We start from the raw sequence: 14,775 nt of genomic DNA on the forward strand, positions 1-14,775 counted from the left end.
GCGCTGCAGCGCGGTGAATAAAGAAATGAACAAGCCGAAACAAATACTCCGCCTTCGCAAGAGAGCGGAGTTTTTGGCTTTGAGGAATGGTGAAAAGCGACGTGGTCCACTGTTTCTTCTCGAAGTCCGCGAGCGGACCGAAGAAGAATCGCAAACCGCCAAAATCGGCGAAAAACCCCGTGCAGGTTTCACCGTAACGAAGAAAAACGGCAACGCCGTGATACGAAACCGCATCCGCCGCAGGCTGAGAGAAGCGGTTCGTTGTCACGCAGGGCGTGACATGGCGCCTTCGACCGACTATGTGATCGTAGCGCGCGAGCAAGCCCTCACTGCGCCCTTTTCGCGACTGACCGAAGAACTCTCCCGCCGCATCAAGGCGAAGGGTGAACGGCGGGGCGATGGGAAACGCCGAACGGAAAGACCGGAATCAGGACCCGTCAATGGAAAATAATCGTAATTTCTTCATCACCATTGCCCTGTCCATCCTCGTGCTAACGCTGTGGCAAGTGTTTTATCTGGGTCCGAAAACGGAAGCCCAGCGGGAGCAGGCACGCATTGAGGAGCAGCAGCAGCAGAAACAACAGGCAACGCAACAACAGGCGCAAAGTGGCGACACGCCGCAGATGCCCGCCACGTCCGGAAATATTCCCGGCCATAGCGATGTTGCAGCCGCTGGCGGCACGCTGACCCGCGAGGCAGCCGTTGCCCAGACGCAGCGCGTCGAAATCGATACGCCTTCGCTGCGCGGTTCGATCAACCTGACCGGCGCGCGCCTCGATGATCTCTTCCTGAAGAGATATCACGAGACCGTCGATGATAATTCGCCTCAGATCGAACTGCTCGCGCCCTCGGCGCTGAAGCAGGGCTATTTCGTCGAACTCGGCTTCACCGGCAACGACACGACCGGCCCGGTTCCGGGTCCGAACACGGTCTGGACCGTGGAAGGCAACAACAAGCTGACGCCATCCACGCCGGTCACGCTGACCTATACCAACGAGAAGAACATCACCTTCAAGCGCGTCATTTCGGTCGACGACGCCTATATGTTCGCCGTTGAAGACACGATCACCAACAATACCGGCGCGCCGATCTCGCTGGCCTCCTATGGCCGCGTGACCCGCTTCAACCAGCCGGAACATGCCAGCGCCACCTATGTGCTTCATGAAGGCCTGATCGGCGTCATGGGTCAGGACGGCCTGCAGGAAATCAAGTATTCCAAGGTCGAGGACGACAAGGACATTTCGTTCAAGGACGTGAGCGGTGGCTGGCTCGGCATCACCGACAAGTACTGGGCGGCAACGCTCGTTCCGCCGCAGGACGAAAAGTTCACCGGTCGCTTCTCGCACTTCACCAATGATCGCCCGCGCTACCAGACCGACTTCCTCGGCGCGCCGATGACCATTGCACCCGGCCAGGCACAGACGCTGAAGAACCACGTCTTCGCCGGTGCGAAAGTCGTTTCCAACATCAAGGCCTATGAAGAAAAGCTCGGTATCAAGCAGTTCGAACTGCTGATCGACTGGGGCTGGTTCTACTTCATCACCAAGCCGATGTTCTACCTCATCGACTGGATCTACAAGTTCTCGGGCAATTTCGGCGTCGCCATTCTGGTCGTCACCGTTCTCCTCAAGGGCCTGTTCTTCCCGCTTGCCAACAAGTCGTACAAGTCGATGGCACGCATGAAGCTGGTGCAGCCGAAGCTGACTGAAATCCGCGAGAAATATGCGGATGACAAGATGAAGCAGCAGCAGGAAATGATGCGGCTCTACAAGGAAGAGAAGATCAATCCGCTCGCAGGCTGCTGGCCAGTGCTGGTGCAGATTCCGGTGTTCTTCGCACTCTACAAGGTGCTCTATGTCACCATCGAAATGCGCCATGCGCCGTTCTTCGGCTGGATTCAGGATCTTGCAGCGCCCGATCCGACCTCGCTCTTCAACCTGTTCGGCCTCCTGCCTTTCGGCGTGCCGCACTTCCTGATGATCGGCGTCTGGCCGCTCCTGATGGGCATCACCATGTTCCTGCAGATGCGCATGAACCCGACGCCTCCGGATCCAACGCAGGCCGCCATCTTCACCTGGATGCCGGTGATCTTCACCTTCATGCTGGCTTCGTTCCCGGCTGGTCTCGTGATCTACTGGGCATGGAACAACCTGCTCTCCATTACCCAGCAGGGCATCATCATGAAGCGCCAGGGCGTGAAGATCGAGCTCTTCGACAATCTCAAGGGCCTCTTCAAGCGAAAGCCGAAAGAGGCGAAGAAATAGACTTGAAAGAACCCCGCTTCGGCGGGGTTTTTTGTGCCTTCATGTTGACAATACGGCTCATAACATTGATGCGTGTACACAAGAGAACATACCGACCGGGACAGAACCATTGAACCAGCAGGATAAGAAGCAGGCGGCGATCAGGGCCGCTCAGGCAGCGGCGGATGCGGTCCGGGAAGTCCAGGCGGCACTCGTCGAGGAAGGACGCCTGCTTTTCAAGAAATCGTGGATCTTCATCCGTGGCGTGCCATCGATGAAATTCTTGCCGCCGGAAGGTCCGGTCGAAATCGCTTTCGCAGGCCGCTCCAATGTCGGCAAGTCGTCACTGATCAACGCGCTCGTCAACAAGAAGGGCCTTGCGCGTACATCCAATACGCCGGGCCGCACGCAGGAACTGAACTATTTCGTGCCGGACGGCTATTCCGGCGAAAACGGCGATCTGCCACCGCTCGCACTGGTCGACATGCCGGGCTACGGTTTCGCCGAAGCACCGAAAGCACAGGTCGATGCCTGGACGCGCCTTGTGTTTGATTATCTGCGCGGACGCACCACACTGAAACGTGTCTATGTGCTGATCGATGCCCGCCATGGCATCAAGAAGAACGACGCGGAAGTGCTCGATCTTCTTGATAAGGCGGCCGTCTCCTACCAGATCGTGCTCACCAAGATCGACAAGATCAAGCCCGCGGGCGTACCGCGCCTTCTGGAAGAAACGCACAAGCTTACCTACAAGCGTGCCGCCTGCTTTCCGGGCATCATCGCGACCTCGTCGGAAAAAGGCGAAGGCCTCGACGAGCTGCGTGCAGCAATCGCATTGCTTATCAAGGAAGCCTGATACTATCTATTCTGACGCATGTCCTAATCCCAAAACCGGTTCCCACTTTTGGGGACATGCTCTAGCTCGGGCAGCTTTCCGGCTGCCCGTCCAGCCCTTGATTGAGGCGCTCGAAACGAGCGCTTACATGCCCCTCGCCGCGCTTGATACGCAGCACATAGATGCTGTCGAAATCATTGCCGCGCCATTTCGGCACCGCAGCTTTATCTCCGCCATTGTCCTTGAGCAGATTTCTGGCCAGCTTGTAGAGCTGCTTGTGTTCCCAGCCGACCAGTATCGTCGCATTGCTGTATTGCGGCTGCCCAAGTACCGCCTGCAATTTGCCGATCTCATCATAGCCGAAGCGCGTATCGACCGGCATCTGAAAACGGATGGCGGTCGGCTCCACCGTCGCCAGCGGTCGGTTATAGGCATAGGAAATACCGCTATCCTTCTTTTCCTTGGCAGGATCGGGCGCGAAAATGGCATCGGGCTTGCCGAAATCTTTTGCAATGACGGCAGGCAGTTTCAAGGAACGATTGAGCCCACGACAGCTGAGCTGTCCCATGCCACCTTTGGGCTTTTCTCCATGCCGGATGAGGATGATCGTTTCAGTCGTTGCTGCAGGCGCAGCACAGGATGCAGATGTGCCAAGCAGGCAGGCAAGAACAGTGAGGAATATTTTGCGCATGATGCGGTCTCTGAAAATCATTCCGGGTAAAAACCTGCATAGAGCGCAGACCGGCTTTTTGTTGGGCACGTTTCGGGCCGCAAATTCAAATAATCGCGACCGGGAAAGCGAAAAATAAGCAACTGCGGATTCCAATTACGATGAATCCGGTCTAGAAAAGCCTGCCTCTTTTTGCCCTGTCGCCTGCCATGGAGCCCGCGATGACGACACTTGAAAATCCCGAAATGCAAGCGCAACTCCTGTCCGCGGCCCTGCCCTATATGCAGCGCTACGAGAACAAGCATGTCGTTGTGAAATATGGCGGCCACGCCATGGGCAATCCGGAACTGGGCAAGGCCTTCGCGCGCGATATCGCGCTTCTGAAGCAATCGGGCATCAATCCGATTGTCGTGCATGGCGGCGGCCCGCAGATCCAGGCCATGCTGACCAAGCTCGGTATCGAATCCCGCTTTGAAGGCGGCTTGCGCGTCACCGACGAAAAGACCGTCGAAGTGGTGGAAATGGTTCTGGCCGGTTCCATCAACAAGGAAATCGTCGCCCTCATCAATGCCGAAGGCGAATGGGCGATCGGTCTTTGCGGCAAGGACGGCAACATGGTCTTTGCGCAGAAAGCGCACAAGACCGTCATCGACCCGGATTCCAATATCGAGAAGGTGCTGGACCTCGGCTTTGTCGGTGAACCGGCGGAAGTGGATCGCACCCTGCTCGATCTTCTGGCGCGCTCCGAAATGATACCGGTCATTGCGCCGGTCGCACCGGGTCGCGACGGCCATACCTACAATATCAACGCCGACACGTTTGCAGGCGCGATTGCCGGGGCGCTCGCCGCAACGCGCCTCCTGTTCCTGACCGATGTTCCGGGCGTGCTGGACAAGGACAAGAACCTCATCAAGGAACTGTCCGTTGCCGATGCGCAGGCGCTCATCAAGGACGGCACCATTTCCGGCGGCATGATCCCCAAGGTGGAAACCTGCATCGAAGCAATCCGCCGGGGCGTCGAAGGCGTTGTCATTCTGAATGGCAAGACCCCGCATTCCGTGCTGCTGGAGCTTTTCACCGAACATGGTGCCGGCACCTTGATCGTGCCTTAAGGATCGACCATGACCGATATTCCGGACAGAGCTGCCTTCGCCCATGTCACTGACTGGGTGTTCGACCTCGACAACACGCTCTACCCGCACGCCGCCAATCTGTTCTCGCAGATCGACGTGAAGATGACGAGCTATGTCGAGACTTTGCTGAAACTGCCACGTGACGAAGCGCGCAAGATTCAGAAGCAGTTCTATCTGGAATATGGCACCACGCTGAAAGGCCTGATGGAGTGCCATCAGATTGACCCGGACGATTTTCTGAGACAAGTCCATGACATCGACTATTCCTGGCTGACGCCCGATCCGGCGTTGGGACGGGCGATCAAGGCACTGCCGGGCCGTCGCTTCATCTTTACCAATGGTGATCGCGGTCATGCCGAACGCGCTGCCAGCCAGCTCGGAATTCTCGATGATTTCGACGATATTTTCGACATCGTCGCAGCTGGCCTGACACCGAAGCCTGAACGGGTCACCTATGACCGCTTCCTCGGCGCCTTCGGCATCGATGCGGGCAAGGCCGTGATGTTCGAGGATCTGGCGCGCAATCTGGTCGTTCCCAAAGCCCTCGGCATGAAAACGGTGCTGGTCGTGCCGAACAATTTTGAGCCTACATTTTCCGAGATATGGGAAAGCGATCCCGAGTTCACCGATCAGGTGGACTATGTGACCGATAATCTGACCCAGTTTCTGGAAACCATAATTGCAGACCGATAGGCAATTCACCGGCCTTGAAAGACGCATCGACAAGGCCGCCCACCGCCTTCTCGACAATCTGCCGCGTCACCGGATCAGCGATGCGCTGATCGAGTTTCTGGTCTTCGGGCTGAAACAGGCATGGGCCTGCCTTTTCGGTGGCGCCATGCTGGCGCTCATCATCCTCACCCGCTGGTTCTGGCCGGATGGCGGCGCGGGGTTTATCACGCGCTACGATTTCCTGTTCCTGTCCGCCCTTGCTATCCAGCTTGCCATGCTGGTCTTCAAGCTGGAGGCGTGGGAGGAAGCCAAGGTCATCCTCATCTTCCATGTGGTCGGCACAGCGATGGAAGTGTTCAAGACCCATGCCGGTTCATGGGTCTATCCGGAGGAAAACTTCTTCCGCATTGGCGGCGTTCCTCTGTTTTCCGGCTTCATGTATGCAGCTGTCGGCTCCTATATGGCGCGCATCAATCGCATCTTCGATATAAGGCTGAACCACTATCCACCACTCTGGATGACCGTTGTTCTGGCCGCCGCGATCTATATCAATTTCTTCGCGCACCACTTCATCTGGGATATGCGCTGGCTGCTGTTTGCTGCGACCTTCGTCCTTTTCTGGCGCACGACGATGCATTACCGCGTCTTCCGCTTCCGGCACAAAATGCCGTTGCTGGTCGCCTTTCTGCTGACCTCGCTCTTCATCTGGATTGCCGAGAACATCGGCACATGGTCGAAGGCCTGGCTTTATCCGAACCAGCGCAATGGCTGGGAACTCGTTTCAATGAGCAAGCTCGGCTCGTGGTATCTCCTGATGATTATCTCGGTCGTGCTGGTGACACTCGTTCACCGCCCTCGTCCCTATCGAGCAGAAGAAGAGCCGCAAAAGAAAACGCCCGACCATTTGGCCGGGCGCATCGAACAGAAAATCCGGGGTGATCAGAGCTTGTAAAAATCCTTGATCTGTTCCCAGGCTTCGTCGGCGGTTTCGACAAAGTTGAGCAGTTCGATATCGGCAGGCGAAATCGTACCCTGCTCAGCCAGAAACTCGATATTGATCGCCTTGGTCCAGAACTCCTTACCGAACAGTATCAGCGGCACGCGCTCCATACGGTTGGTCTGGATCAGCGTCATCGCCTCGAAAAGCTCGTCCATCGTTCCAAAGCCGCCGGGGAACACGCAGATCGCCTTGGCGCGCATCAGGAAGTGCATCTTGCGGATCGCAAAATAATGGAAGTTGAAGCAAAGGTCAGGCGTAACATAGGCGTTGGGAGCCTGTTCGTGCGGCAGCACAATGTTGAGACCGATCGTCGGCGCACCGACATCGGCGGCTCCGCGATTGCCCGCTTCCATGACGCCGGGACCGCCGCCCGTCACCACGATGAATTCGCGATAATAGGTCGTCGCGGAATATTCGGAGCAAAGCCGCGCGAATTTGCGCGCTTCCTCGTAATAATGCGCATTGGCTTCAAGGTTCTTCTTCTGAACCTCGTTCTTGGCTGCCCATGCCTCGCCGCCGGGCTCCGGAATGCGCGCACCGCCAAACATGACGACAGTGGACTTGATACCCCGGTCGGCCAGAATCATTTCAGGTTTCAGAAGCTCAAGCTGCAGCCGGATCGGCCGCAGTTCGCGCCGCGTCAGGAAATCATCGTCCGTGAAAGCAAGGCGATAGGCAGGGGCTTCGGTCTGTGGCGTCTGCGGTACGGTGCGCGCCTGCTTGACCGCTTCCTCAGAATTCGGGAATGGCGTCCAGCCAGACTTCTCCATCGGGTTCATGCTCTCACCTGCTCCTTCATTATCGCCATTCAACGCGTAATACCAGGGCGCTGAGATGCTGACGCTATCCAAGCCCTGAAAATGCTCAATTGCCGCACGGGCTTAACCAAAACTCGATGAGTCAAGCTCATCGGGTTTTGGTATAACAGCATCCATTCTGGCGCTAAATGCTTAATCTGTCTCAAACGTGGCACTGCAATCAGATCACGAACGACATTGACCCTCATGGCGCCTTCGCTTAATCAATTTCCCAGCAAACAGGCCGGACTTGTCCACGCCTGCCTTCCGCCGCCCCTTCATGGAGATCGCACCCTATGACCAAGCCAGACCTCGCCTCCCTTGAGAAGACAATCGACAAGGCTTTTGACGAGCGCGACGGTATCAACACGGCAACGCGCGGCGAAGTGCGCGAAGCCGTCGAACAATCGCTCGTTCTGCTCGACCGCGGTGAAGCCCGTGTCGCAGAAAAACAGGCGGACGGCAACTGGCAAGTCAACCAATGGCTGAAGAAAGCAGTTCTGCTCTCCTTCCGTCTCAACCCGATGGAAGTCATCAAGGGCGGCCCCGGCCAGTCCTCCTGGTGGGACAAGGTGCCATCGAAGTTCGACGGCTGGACAGCCAATGAATTCGAAAAGGCAGGCTTCCGCGCCGTACCGAACTGCATCGTGCGCCACTCGGCCTATATCGCGCCAAACGCGATCCTGATGCCATCCTTCGTCAATCTCGGCGCTTATGTCGATGAGGGCACCATGGTCGACACCTGGGCCACCGTCGGCTCCTGTGCACAGATCGGCAAGAACGTTCACCTTTCCGGCGGCGTCGGCATCGGCGGCGTTCTGGAACCGATGCAGGCCGGTCCAACCATCATCGAAGACAATTGTTTCATCGGTGCCCGCTCGGAAGTCGTTGAAGGCTGCATCGTGCGTGAAGGTTCGGTCCTCGGCATGGGCGTCTTCATCGGCAAATCGACCAAGATCGTGGATCGCGCAACCGGCGAAGTCTTCTATGGCGAAGTGCCGCCCTATTCGGTCGTCGTTGCAGGCACCATGCCGGGCAAGAACGTTCCCGGCGAAAACTGGGGTCCGAGCCTCTATTGCGCCGTGATCGTCAAGCGCGTCGATGAAAAGACCCGCTCCAAGACCTCGATCAACGAATTGCTGCGTGACTAGAGCATGTCTCCCGAAAGTGGGAACCGGTTTCGGGATAAAGACATTCTTAAAACAAATGGATAGCGCGTTTCGACAATGACTGAGAGCGTGCTTAAAAACAAAAGGCGACGCTGCTGGCGTCGCCTTTTTGCATTTAATGGTCGCCCCTTCGGATGGCGCAATGCCTCTGATCCGGGCAGTCCGGGGAGACACTGACGCCATCCTCCGGGGAGATTTCTTGGCAGCCCTTCGGCTGCCCCGCGTGTCACATGCGTGAGGGGGAGGAACGCAACGGACGATGCAGGGCGACCGACAGGCTCAGCCGTCAGAACAAATTAGTTCTGGTAGCTGGACGGGGAAGCGTCGCCGAAGCGATGAGCCGAGCCGTCCTGATTAACTGGCGCAGACTGACGAATGGCAGCCGGAGCCGTATAGTCGATGTTGCTGCGGGTCGAAGCGACCGGCGTTTCGCCAGGAAGAACGAAAGCCTTGTCCTGAGCAGCCATTGCAGGCGGCTGGCCAACGAACGGGTTTTCGGCATAGGCAGCACCGGCGCTAAGAGCGACAGCAAGAGCGGCGAGAGCAAACTTCTTCATTTCTTTATTCCTTTTCTCCATGGCGTCCCCGGCATCGGTGCTTAACCGGCTGAACCTTGAGACTGCATCTCAGGCATAGAGGGGACCTTTGGTTAGCTGGGCCTTCGTGGCCCGCCCTACGGTGTCAGGCACATCTGGGAGGAAATGCCCCGACACCTTCGGGAATACATGCAATGTGGGTATTTCATTCATGCCCGGTCCGTCTGGACCGGAGAGGCCAAAAGTCCGAGCGGACTTTTAGTTCTGGTAAGAGGAAGGCGATGCGTCACCGAAGCGGTGAGCCGAACCATCCTGATAAACCGTTGCCTTGTTGATCGAGGCAGGAGCCGTGTAATCGAGCTTCTGGCTCTGCGTTGCAACCGGCGTACGGTCATTTGCATAAAGATCGGCAGGTTCGCCGACATGTGGGTTTTCTGCAAAAGCGGCACCAGCGGTAAGAGCAAGAGCAGCGGCAGCAAGAACAATCTTCTTCATTTTCCTATCTCCTTGGAAAGTGGAGCGGCGTTTGTTCGTCGTTCCGATGCAGCTGAAATGGGTGACAGTGGGCAAAAGTTCCAGTCACGAAAATGTTTTCTTTATCACACATTTGTGCGGCCATTTTCTTGGAGGACGATAATTGAAATTATAAAATAATAACAAAATCAAATACTTAATTGATATACCAGCAATCACACGACTGTTACAAAGTGTCTTTTGTTCAAAAAGAGCGAACAGTCTGTCCCAATATATTGTCCAATGAGAGTGAACAATGATGCGATTTTTCGCGAAATCGGTCCTTTGCAAACGACGCAAGCTTCGTCGAAATGACACCCTGATTTGCGGCTGGCATCGTTCAGCCAGTCAAATCAGCCCATACTCAAAAGAAAAGCCGCATCGAAATGCGGCTTGATGACATTCAATTGGACCAGCTCTTGATTGAACGCTGTAACCCCGATCAGTTGTTTGCAACAGCGACCGAACGCCCGGCAATGGAAACCCACTGACCGGAATTGGCAGGCGACTGCATCTTGATATAGCGGTACGAAGTTTTCTCGACCGGCAACACCTCGTCGCGCAGATTGTCGAGGATATAGTCGCCATGATCTGTGCGGGCGGTCAGGACGACATGCGGCTCGCTGCCCTGTACCATAGTAATGAGAAGCTGTGACGGGCTGATACCCCGCGCCATCAGCTGGGCCCGCTTCATCAGGACATAGTCTTCGCAATCGCCCTTGCCGTTGACCGGAATGGTCCAGTAATCGCGCTTGCCATAATTATCCTGATCGGAGACCGGTTTGATGCGGCGATTGACGGAGCTGCTGACCGATTGCAGCAGCTTCGCGCGCTGCGGGGTCATCTTCATCGGCGGCAATACGCGATGCGCACCGCAATCGCGCTTGTTACGATCGCAGTACTCCTTGTGTCCGTAAGGAATGCTTGTAAGCCCGCCTGCTTCACTCCATTGCGCGGCCTTGGCCGGTATTGTCGTCGCCCCGAAGAGCACCATCATGCCTGCTATCGCAGAAGTGACAAAACGCATGCGCAGTTTCCCATTTAAAAAGAGTCCCCGTTGAGCGGCCCTTTGCGGGTCTCGTTATCAACTTATTTTTAACTAACGATGACAGGCCCCCTCCGGTCAAGGAAATTTCGTTCCCAAATTGAAACCGGTTGAGAAAAACAAGTGAAAGGCGAAACGATGCCGCCTGCGCGCAACCATCGGATTGCTGTTTCATCCGCCGGCTTCCGGCCTGTTTTTTCAACGCGCATCCTGTTCCGAAAACCGCTTCGCACTTTTCGGGATGCAGTTTGTTTCAACGCGCATCTTATTCCGAAAACCGCTTCGCACTTTTCGGGATGCGCGATAATCTCGCCGTCAGACGATTCCCTTTTCAAAAAAGTCCCGATCTCATGAGCTTAGCCGTCAATCCCGCCGATAACCTTGCCGCCCTCATCCGTTGTGCATCCGTAACGCCTGCCGAGGGCGGTGCGCTGACGGCGCTGGAAGCAATGTTGAAGCCGATGGGGTTTTCGGTGGAACGACCTGTCTTCCACGATGAAGACACGCCCGACATCGAAAACCTTTATGCACGCAAATCGGGCAATGGCCCGCATCTGATGTTTGCGGGACATACCGATGTCGTGCCTCCCGGCAATGAGGGCGACTGGAAACACCCGCCCTTTTCTGCCGCTATTGAAGACGGCGTGATGTACGGTCGCGGTGCGGTTGACATGAAGGGCGGTGTCGCCTGTTTCGTGGCCGCAGTTGCCCGTCACATCGAAAAGCACGGCAGCATCAAGGGCAGCGTTTCGTTCCTCATCACCGGCGACGAGGAAGGCCCGGCCATCAATGGCACGGTCAAGCTTCTCGACTGGGCGAAGCAGCGCGGCGAAAGCTGGGATGCATCCATCGTCGGAGAGCCGAGCAACCCGAATGCACTCGGCGATGCGATCAAGATCGGACGGCGCGGCTCGCTGTCCGGCACGATCACCGTCCATGGCGTGCAGGGCCATGCCGCCTATCCGCATCTGGCCGAAAACCCGGTACGCGGCATTACCACGCTGGTCGACAGCCTGCTTTATCCGGCTTTCGACCAAGGGACGGCCAATTTCCAGGCCAGCAATCTGGAAGTGACGAGCATCGACGTCGGCAACAAGGCCACCAATGTCATTGCGAACAAGGCAACGGCCTCGTTCAACATCCGCTTCAACGACACCTGGACGGCAGAGACCTTGCAGGCCGAAATCATCGCGCGCCTCGAAAAAGCCGCCAGCGACAATCGCCTGCGACCAGGTCGCGAAACACCGATCAAATACGAACTCGCCTGGCGCGAGCATCCGAGCCATGTGTTCCTGACCCGTGACGAAAAGCTGATCGGCACGTTGACGGATTCCGTCGAGGCCGTAACGGGCAAACGCCCGGAACTGTCGACATCGGGCGGCACGTCCGATGCCCGTTTCATCAAGGATTACTGTCCGGTGGTCGAGTTCGGCCTTGTCGGACAGACCATGCATATGGTTGACGAGCGCGTGGCCCTTGCCGACCTCGAAGGCCTGACACAGATTTATGAACGCTTCATCGCCGATTTCTTTGGGTAACGCATAGCCCCGGAAAGTCGCATGACTGTTCCGCCGGGATTACGCGAAAAATTGGGAATCTCATGCCAAGCCTGGACGATATTTTCAGATATTTCTGGGGCGTCTGGAAAATGATGCTCGGGCGCAAGGAAGGACTGGGCTATCTCGACATTTCCGCCGAGGGCTTCTGGTCGTCCTTCTTTGCGATAGCGATTGCACTGCCGCCGCTCTTCGCAAGCTGGGTCGCTTATGCCGCGGATCTGACGGCAGGTCGCGAGGAGGCAGGCTTGCGCTTTGCCATCGTCACGCGCGCAGCCTTCGTGGACATAGCGGCCTGGATTATTCCGCTCGTCATCATCGGCCTTATCGCCAAGCGGATCGGCATTGCCAAGCGTTATGCGGCTTTCGTGATTGCCACCAACTGGGGCAGCGCACTGCTTTCGTGGGTCTTCGCACCCATTACACTGCTACAGCTCTTCTTTCCCGGACGGTTCGACATCGCGACACTGTTTGCCTTCATCATGTTCGGCGCATCCATTGTGCTGAGCTACCGGCTGACTTTTGTCGCGTTGCAGCGCCCACATGCCTATGCGGCACCATTCTTCGCCTGCATCGTCTTTGGCTCACTGTTCCTGACCGTCCTGCTGCAGCAACTGCTCGGGATCGGCTTTGATCCGCACGCCTATTAAAGCGAAAGCCATTATATCGGCATGGGATGATTGAGGGCGCTGGCGATCTCGGCCATGACGGCACGGAGAGCCGGAACCGTCTTCATATCGGAATGAACGACCATCCACACCTCGCGTATGAGCGGGGCATGATCCGGCAGCGCTGGCACCAGCTGCTCCTGCGTCTCAGCCATGAAATCAGGCAACATGGCTATGCCTGCGTTCTCTCTTACAAGAGCGAGCTGCATCTCCAGCGTATTGGCGCGCAGGGCGATTGGCCGGGCACCAGCCAAAGCAAGCAAATGGGCCTGCTGCGGAGCGTCTTCCAGACTTTCATCATAAGCGATGAACTGCCATTCTTCAGGAGGAGTTCGCGCCAGATAATCCCGGCTCGCATAAGGGCGGAAAGCTTCCTCGCCCAGCCTGCGAATGGTGAGATCGCCGGTTGTCGGGCGCGTCAGGCGAATAGCTATATCCGCCTCCCGACGGTTCAGTGAACTGAAGCGTGCTTCTCCCATCACACGCATATGGATACCCGGATATTGTTCTGACACGGCAGCGAGCGGCTTCGCCAGTCTTGCAACCGCATAGGACGGCGGCGCGGTGAGCGTGATGGTCGCGCTTATGCCCGTATCCCGAACTGCGCCGAAACGGCTGATGGCTTGTGCCTCGTCCTGCATCTTGCGGGCAATCGCCGCAATCCGCTCGCCGTCTTCCGTCAGCAGAAAACGTCGCCCCCGACGATCAACCAGTTTCAAACCGGTTTCGGATTCCAGAGCTGCCACACGTCGCGCAATCGTCGCATGTTCTACATTGAGCAATCGCGCGGCACCGGACAGAGTCCCCGTATCGGCCAAAGCCACAAAGTAACGCACGCTTTCCCAATTCACCATTGTGAAATTTTTCCCATACGCTGCGATCAAATCGGCAATTTTTTCCCGTTTCTCTATCCGCGATACTGCCACGGATTGCAACGGAGGCTGACTGATGGACTACGAGATCATTCTGAACGAAACAGGTGAAGCAGGGCTGCTTCAGACAGACCCGCAGACACCCCGAAGCCCCGGTGCGGGCGAGATACGTCTTCGCCACGAGGCAATCGGCGTGAACTTTGTCGACATATACCATCGGACCGGCCTCTATCCGCTGCCGTCCTTTCCGGCAGTGCTCGGCGTCGAAGGTGCAGGCGTGGTGGAAGCTGTCGGATCGGATGTAACCGACCTCAAGCCAGGCGACAGGGTTGCTTATGCGGGCCTGCCAGTGGGGGCATATGCTTCAACCCGGCTTCTACCGGCCCAAAGGGCGCTGCTACTGCCCAGCACAATTTCCTCGCAGTCGGCGGCAGCGACCATGCTGCGCGGTCTTACCACCCACATGCTCCTCACCAATACATTTCCCGTTGGCCCGGATACAATCATGCTGGTGCATGCAGCCGCAGGCGGACTGGGCACTTTGCTGACCCGCTGGGGCAAGGCTCTTGGAGCAACTGTGATCGGAACGGTCAGCTCGGAAGACAAAGCCGAAATGGCGCGCAAAAACGGTGCCGATCATGTGCTCGTCGGACGCGATTGCGATTTCGTGACAGCCACCCGGCGCCTCACGGATGGACAGGGCGTTCACGTCGCCTATGACGGGATCGGCGGTGAAACTCTGGCCAAAACGGCACAATGCGTGCGCCCGTTTGGAACTCTGGCGAGCATCGGTCAGGCCGGTGGAAAAATCTCCCAGACCGTCATTGATGCACTCGGCAATCAAGCAGATCTTTCTTTCGTCCGGCCAAGCGTGATCGCTTACATCAACGATCTGGATAACTACCGAAACTCCGCTTCCAAGCTTTTCGACATCATGGAAAAGGGACTGACTGGAACGATTGGGGCAACCTATCCGCTGAGCGAGGCAGAACAGGCCCATCGTGCGCTGGAGACGGGAAAATCATCCGGAAGTTTACTCTTGATTCCCTAGAGCGCGCTTCGGGTC

General features: G+C 56.9%; 16 protein-coding genes. 10 read left to right on the forward strand and 6 right to left on the reverse strand.

Translation table 11 applies throughout. The features are described from left to right. The first annotated feature begins 25 nt into the window (after positions 1 to 25). The 3 genes from rnpA to yihA all read left to right on the forward strand — a co-directional run bounded on the left by rnpA (position 26) and on the right by yihA (position 3,099). Positions 26 to 451: a ribonuclease P protein component gene (rnpA, locus tag AC1RHM_RS05010; RefSeq protein WP_010659430.1), complete on the forward strand. Its 426-nt coding sequence runs from the start codon at positions 26 to 28 to the stop codon at positions 449 to 451. After that, complete coding sequence (yidC, locus tag AC1RHM_RS05015; RefSeq protein WP_010659429.1) at positions 441 to 2,264, forward strand: membrane protein insertase YidC; 1,824 nt, start codon at positions 441 to 443, stop codon at positions 2,262 to 2,264. Before rnpA ends, yidC begins: the two co-directional genes overlap by 11 nt. A 208-nt stretch (positions 2,265 to 2,472) precedes the next feature. Beyond that, a complete protein-coding gene (gene yihA / locus AC1RHM_RS05020) occupies positions 2,473 to 3,099 on the forward strand; it encodes a ribosome biogenesis GTP-binding protein YihA/YsxC (protein ID WP_036563705.1) in 627 nt (208 codons plus the stop codon). A 61-nt stretch (positions 3,100 to 3,160) separates the two neighbouring features. On the opposite strand, the gene AC1RHM_RS05025 is transcribed toward yihA, so the two are convergent. Beyond that, positions 3,161 to 3,769 carry a hypothetical protein gene (locus tag AC1RHM_RS05025; protein WP_029376034.1) on the reverse strand — a complete coding sequence of 203 codons (609 nt, stop codon included), beginning with the start codon at positions 3,767 to 3,769 and terminating at the stop codon, positions 3,161 to 3,163. A gap of 200 nt (positions 3,770 to 3,969) precedes the next feature. Here AC1RHM_RS05025 and argB point away from each other — a divergent pair, with 200 nt between their 5' ends. The 3 genes from argB to AC1RHM_RS05040 are packed head-to-tail and all read left to right on the forward strand — an operon-like array spanning position 3,970 to position 6,505. Next, positions 3,970 to 4,860, forward strand: coding sequence for an acetylglutamate kinase (gene argB, locus AC1RHM_RS05030; RefSeq protein WP_010659426.1), 891 nt, complete (start codon positions 3,970 to 3,972; stop codon positions 4,858 to 4,860). A gap of 9 nt (positions 4,861 to 4,869) precedes the next feature. After that, positions 4,870 to 5,574, forward strand: coding sequence for a pyrimidine 5'-nucleotidase (locus AC1RHM_RS05035; protein ID WP_010659425.1), 705 nt, complete (start codon positions 4,870 to 4,872; stop codon positions 5,572 to 5,574). Next, entirely contained in the window at positions 5,561 to 6,505 is a 945-nt protein-coding gene (locus AC1RHM_RS05040; protein ID WP_010659424.1) for a DUF817 domain-containing protein, read from the forward strand. The genes AC1RHM_RS05035 and AC1RHM_RS05040 overlap by 14 nt, the downstream gene beginning before the upstream one ends. Here the strand turns inward: AC1RHM_RS05040 and AC1RHM_RS05045 are convergent. Continuing rightward, positions 6,493 to 7,332: an LOG family protein gene (locus AC1RHM_RS05045; protein ID WP_012091443.1), complete on the reverse strand. Its 840-nt coding sequence runs from the start codon at positions 7,330 to 7,332 to the stop codon at positions 6,493 to 6,495. The genes AC1RHM_RS05040 and AC1RHM_RS05045 overlap by 13 nt on opposite strands. Positions 7,333 to 7,646: 314 nt before the next feature. Here AC1RHM_RS05045 and dapD point away from each other — a divergent pair, with 314 nt between their 5' ends. Continuing rightward, on the forward strand, positions 7,647 to 8,501 hold the full coding sequence (gene dapD / locus AC1RHM_RS05050) for a 2,3,4,5-tetrahydropyridine-2,6-dicarboxylate N-succinyltransferase (protein ID WP_010659422.1): 855 nt from the start codon (positions 7,647 to 7,649) through the stop codon (positions 8,499 to 8,501). Between the two features lie 314 nt (positions 8,502 to 8,815). On the opposite strand, the gene AC1RHM_RS05055 is transcribed toward dapD, so the two are convergent. From AC1RHM_RS05055 to AC1RHM_RS05065, 3 genes are all read right to left on the reverse strand, one after another. Next, positions 8,816 to 9,076 (reverse strand): hypothetical protein, encoded by a 261-nt coding sequence (locus AC1RHM_RS05055; protein WP_010659421.1) that lies wholly within the window; start codon positions 9,074 to 9,076, stop codon positions 8,816 to 8,818. A gap of 237 nt (positions 9,077 to 9,313) precedes the next feature. Further along, positions 9,314 to 9,550, reverse strand: coding sequence for a hypothetical protein (locus tag AC1RHM_RS05060; protein ID WP_010659420.1), 237 nt, complete (start codon positions 9,548 to 9,550; stop codon positions 9,314 to 9,316). A 460-nt stretch (positions 9,551 to 10,010) separates the two neighbouring features. After that, entirely contained in the window at positions 10,011 to 10,562 is a 552-nt protein-coding gene (locus tag AC1RHM_RS05065) for a transglutaminase-like cysteine peptidase (RefSeq protein ID WP_010659419.1), read from the reverse strand. A 401-nt stretch (positions 10,563 to 10,963) separates the two neighbouring features. Here AC1RHM_RS05065 and dapE point away from each other — a divergent pair, with 401 nt between their 5' ends. Both dapE and AC1RHM_RS05075 read left to right on the forward strand, forming a co-directional pair. Beyond that, positions 10,964 to 12,151, forward strand: coding sequence for a succinyl-diaminopimelate desuccinylase (dapE, locus tag AC1RHM_RS05070; protein WP_010659417.1), 1,188 nt, complete (start codon positions 10,964 to 10,966; stop codon positions 12,149 to 12,151). 62 nt (positions 12,152 to 12,213) lie between these two features. Then, on the forward strand, positions 12,214 to 12,819 hold the full coding sequence (locus tag AC1RHM_RS05075; RefSeq protein ID WP_010659416.1) for a hypothetical protein: 606 nt from the start codon (positions 12,214 to 12,216) through the stop codon (positions 12,817 to 12,819). Between the two features lie 11 nt (positions 12,820 to 12,830). Here the strand turns inward: AC1RHM_RS05075 and AC1RHM_RS05080 are convergent, their stop codons facing one another. Beyond that, positions 12,831 to 13,691, reverse strand: coding sequence for a LysR family transcriptional regulator (locus AC1RHM_RS05080; protein ID WP_010659415.1), 861 nt, complete (start codon positions 13,689 to 13,691; stop codon positions 12,831 to 12,833). 94 nt (positions 13,692 to 13,785) lie between these two features. On the opposite strand from AC1RHM_RS05080, the gene AC1RHM_RS05085 reads away from it, so the two are divergent. Further along, a complete protein-coding gene (locus tag AC1RHM_RS05085; RefSeq protein WP_010659414.1) occupies positions 13,786 to 14,760 on the forward strand; it encodes a quinone oxidoreductase family protein in 975 nt (324 codons plus the stop codon). Positions 14,761 to 14,775: the final 15 nt, after the last annotated feature.

It is taken from the genome of Brucella sp. GW823-FHT04E01 (assembly GCF_058796175.1).

Excerpts from the sequence above, each read along its gene's own strand:
- rnpA (WP_010659430.1), top strand. The coding sequence starts at position 26 with ATGAACAAGCCGAAACAAATACTCCGCCTTCGCAAGAGAGCGGAGTTT.
- yidC (WP_010659429.1), top strand. The coding sequence starts at position 441 with ATGGAAAATAATCGTAATTTCTTCATCACCATTGCCCTGTCCATCCTC.
- AC1RHM_RS05025 (WP_029376034.1), bottom strand. The coding sequence starts at position 3,769 with ATGCGCAAAATATTCCTCACTGTTCTTGCCTGCCTGCTTGGCACATCT.
- argB (WP_010659426.1), top strand. The coding sequence starts at position 3,970 with ATGACGACACTTGAAAATCCCGAAATGCAAGCGCAACTCCTGTCCGCG.
- AC1RHM_RS05035 (WP_010659425.1), top strand. The coding sequence starts at position 4,870 with ATGACCGATATTCCGGACAGAGCTGCCTTCGCCCATGTCACTGACTGG.
- AC1RHM_RS05045 (WP_012091443.1), bottom strand. The coding sequence starts at position 7,332 with ATGAACCCGATGGAGAAGTCTGGCTGGACGCCATTCCCGAATTCTGAG.
- dapD (WP_010659422.1), top strand. The coding sequence starts at position 7,647 with ATGACCAAGCCAGACCTCGCCTCCCTTGAGAAGACAATCGACAAGGCT.
- AC1RHM_RS05055 (WP_010659421.1), bottom strand. The coding sequence starts at position 9,076 with ATGAAGAAGTTTGCTCTCGCCGCTCTTGCTGTCGCTCTTAGCGCCGGT.
- AC1RHM_RS05060 (WP_010659420.1), bottom strand. The coding sequence starts at position 9,550 with ATGAAGAAGATTGTTCTTGCTGCCGCTGCTCTTGCTCTTACCGCTGGT.
- AC1RHM_RS05065 (WP_010659419.1), bottom strand. The coding sequence starts at position 10,562 with ATGGTGCTCTTCGGGGCGACGACAATACCGGCCAAGGCCGCGCAATGG.
- dapE (WP_010659417.1), top strand. The coding sequence starts at position 10,964 with ATGAGCTTAGCCGTCAATCCCGCCGATAACCTTGCCGCCCTCATCCGT.
- AC1RHM_RS05075 (WP_010659416.1), top strand. The coding sequence starts at position 12,214 with ATGCCAAGCCTGGACGATATTTTCAGATATTTCTGGGGCGTCTGGAAA.
- AC1RHM_RS05080 (WP_010659415.1), bottom strand. The coding sequence starts at position 13,691 with ATGGTGAATTGGGAAAGCGTGCGTTACTTTGTGGCTTTGGCCGATACG.
- AC1RHM_RS05085 (WP_010659414.1), top strand. The coding sequence starts at position 13,786 with ATGGACTACGAGATCATTCTGAACGAAACAGGTGAAGCAGGGCTGCTT.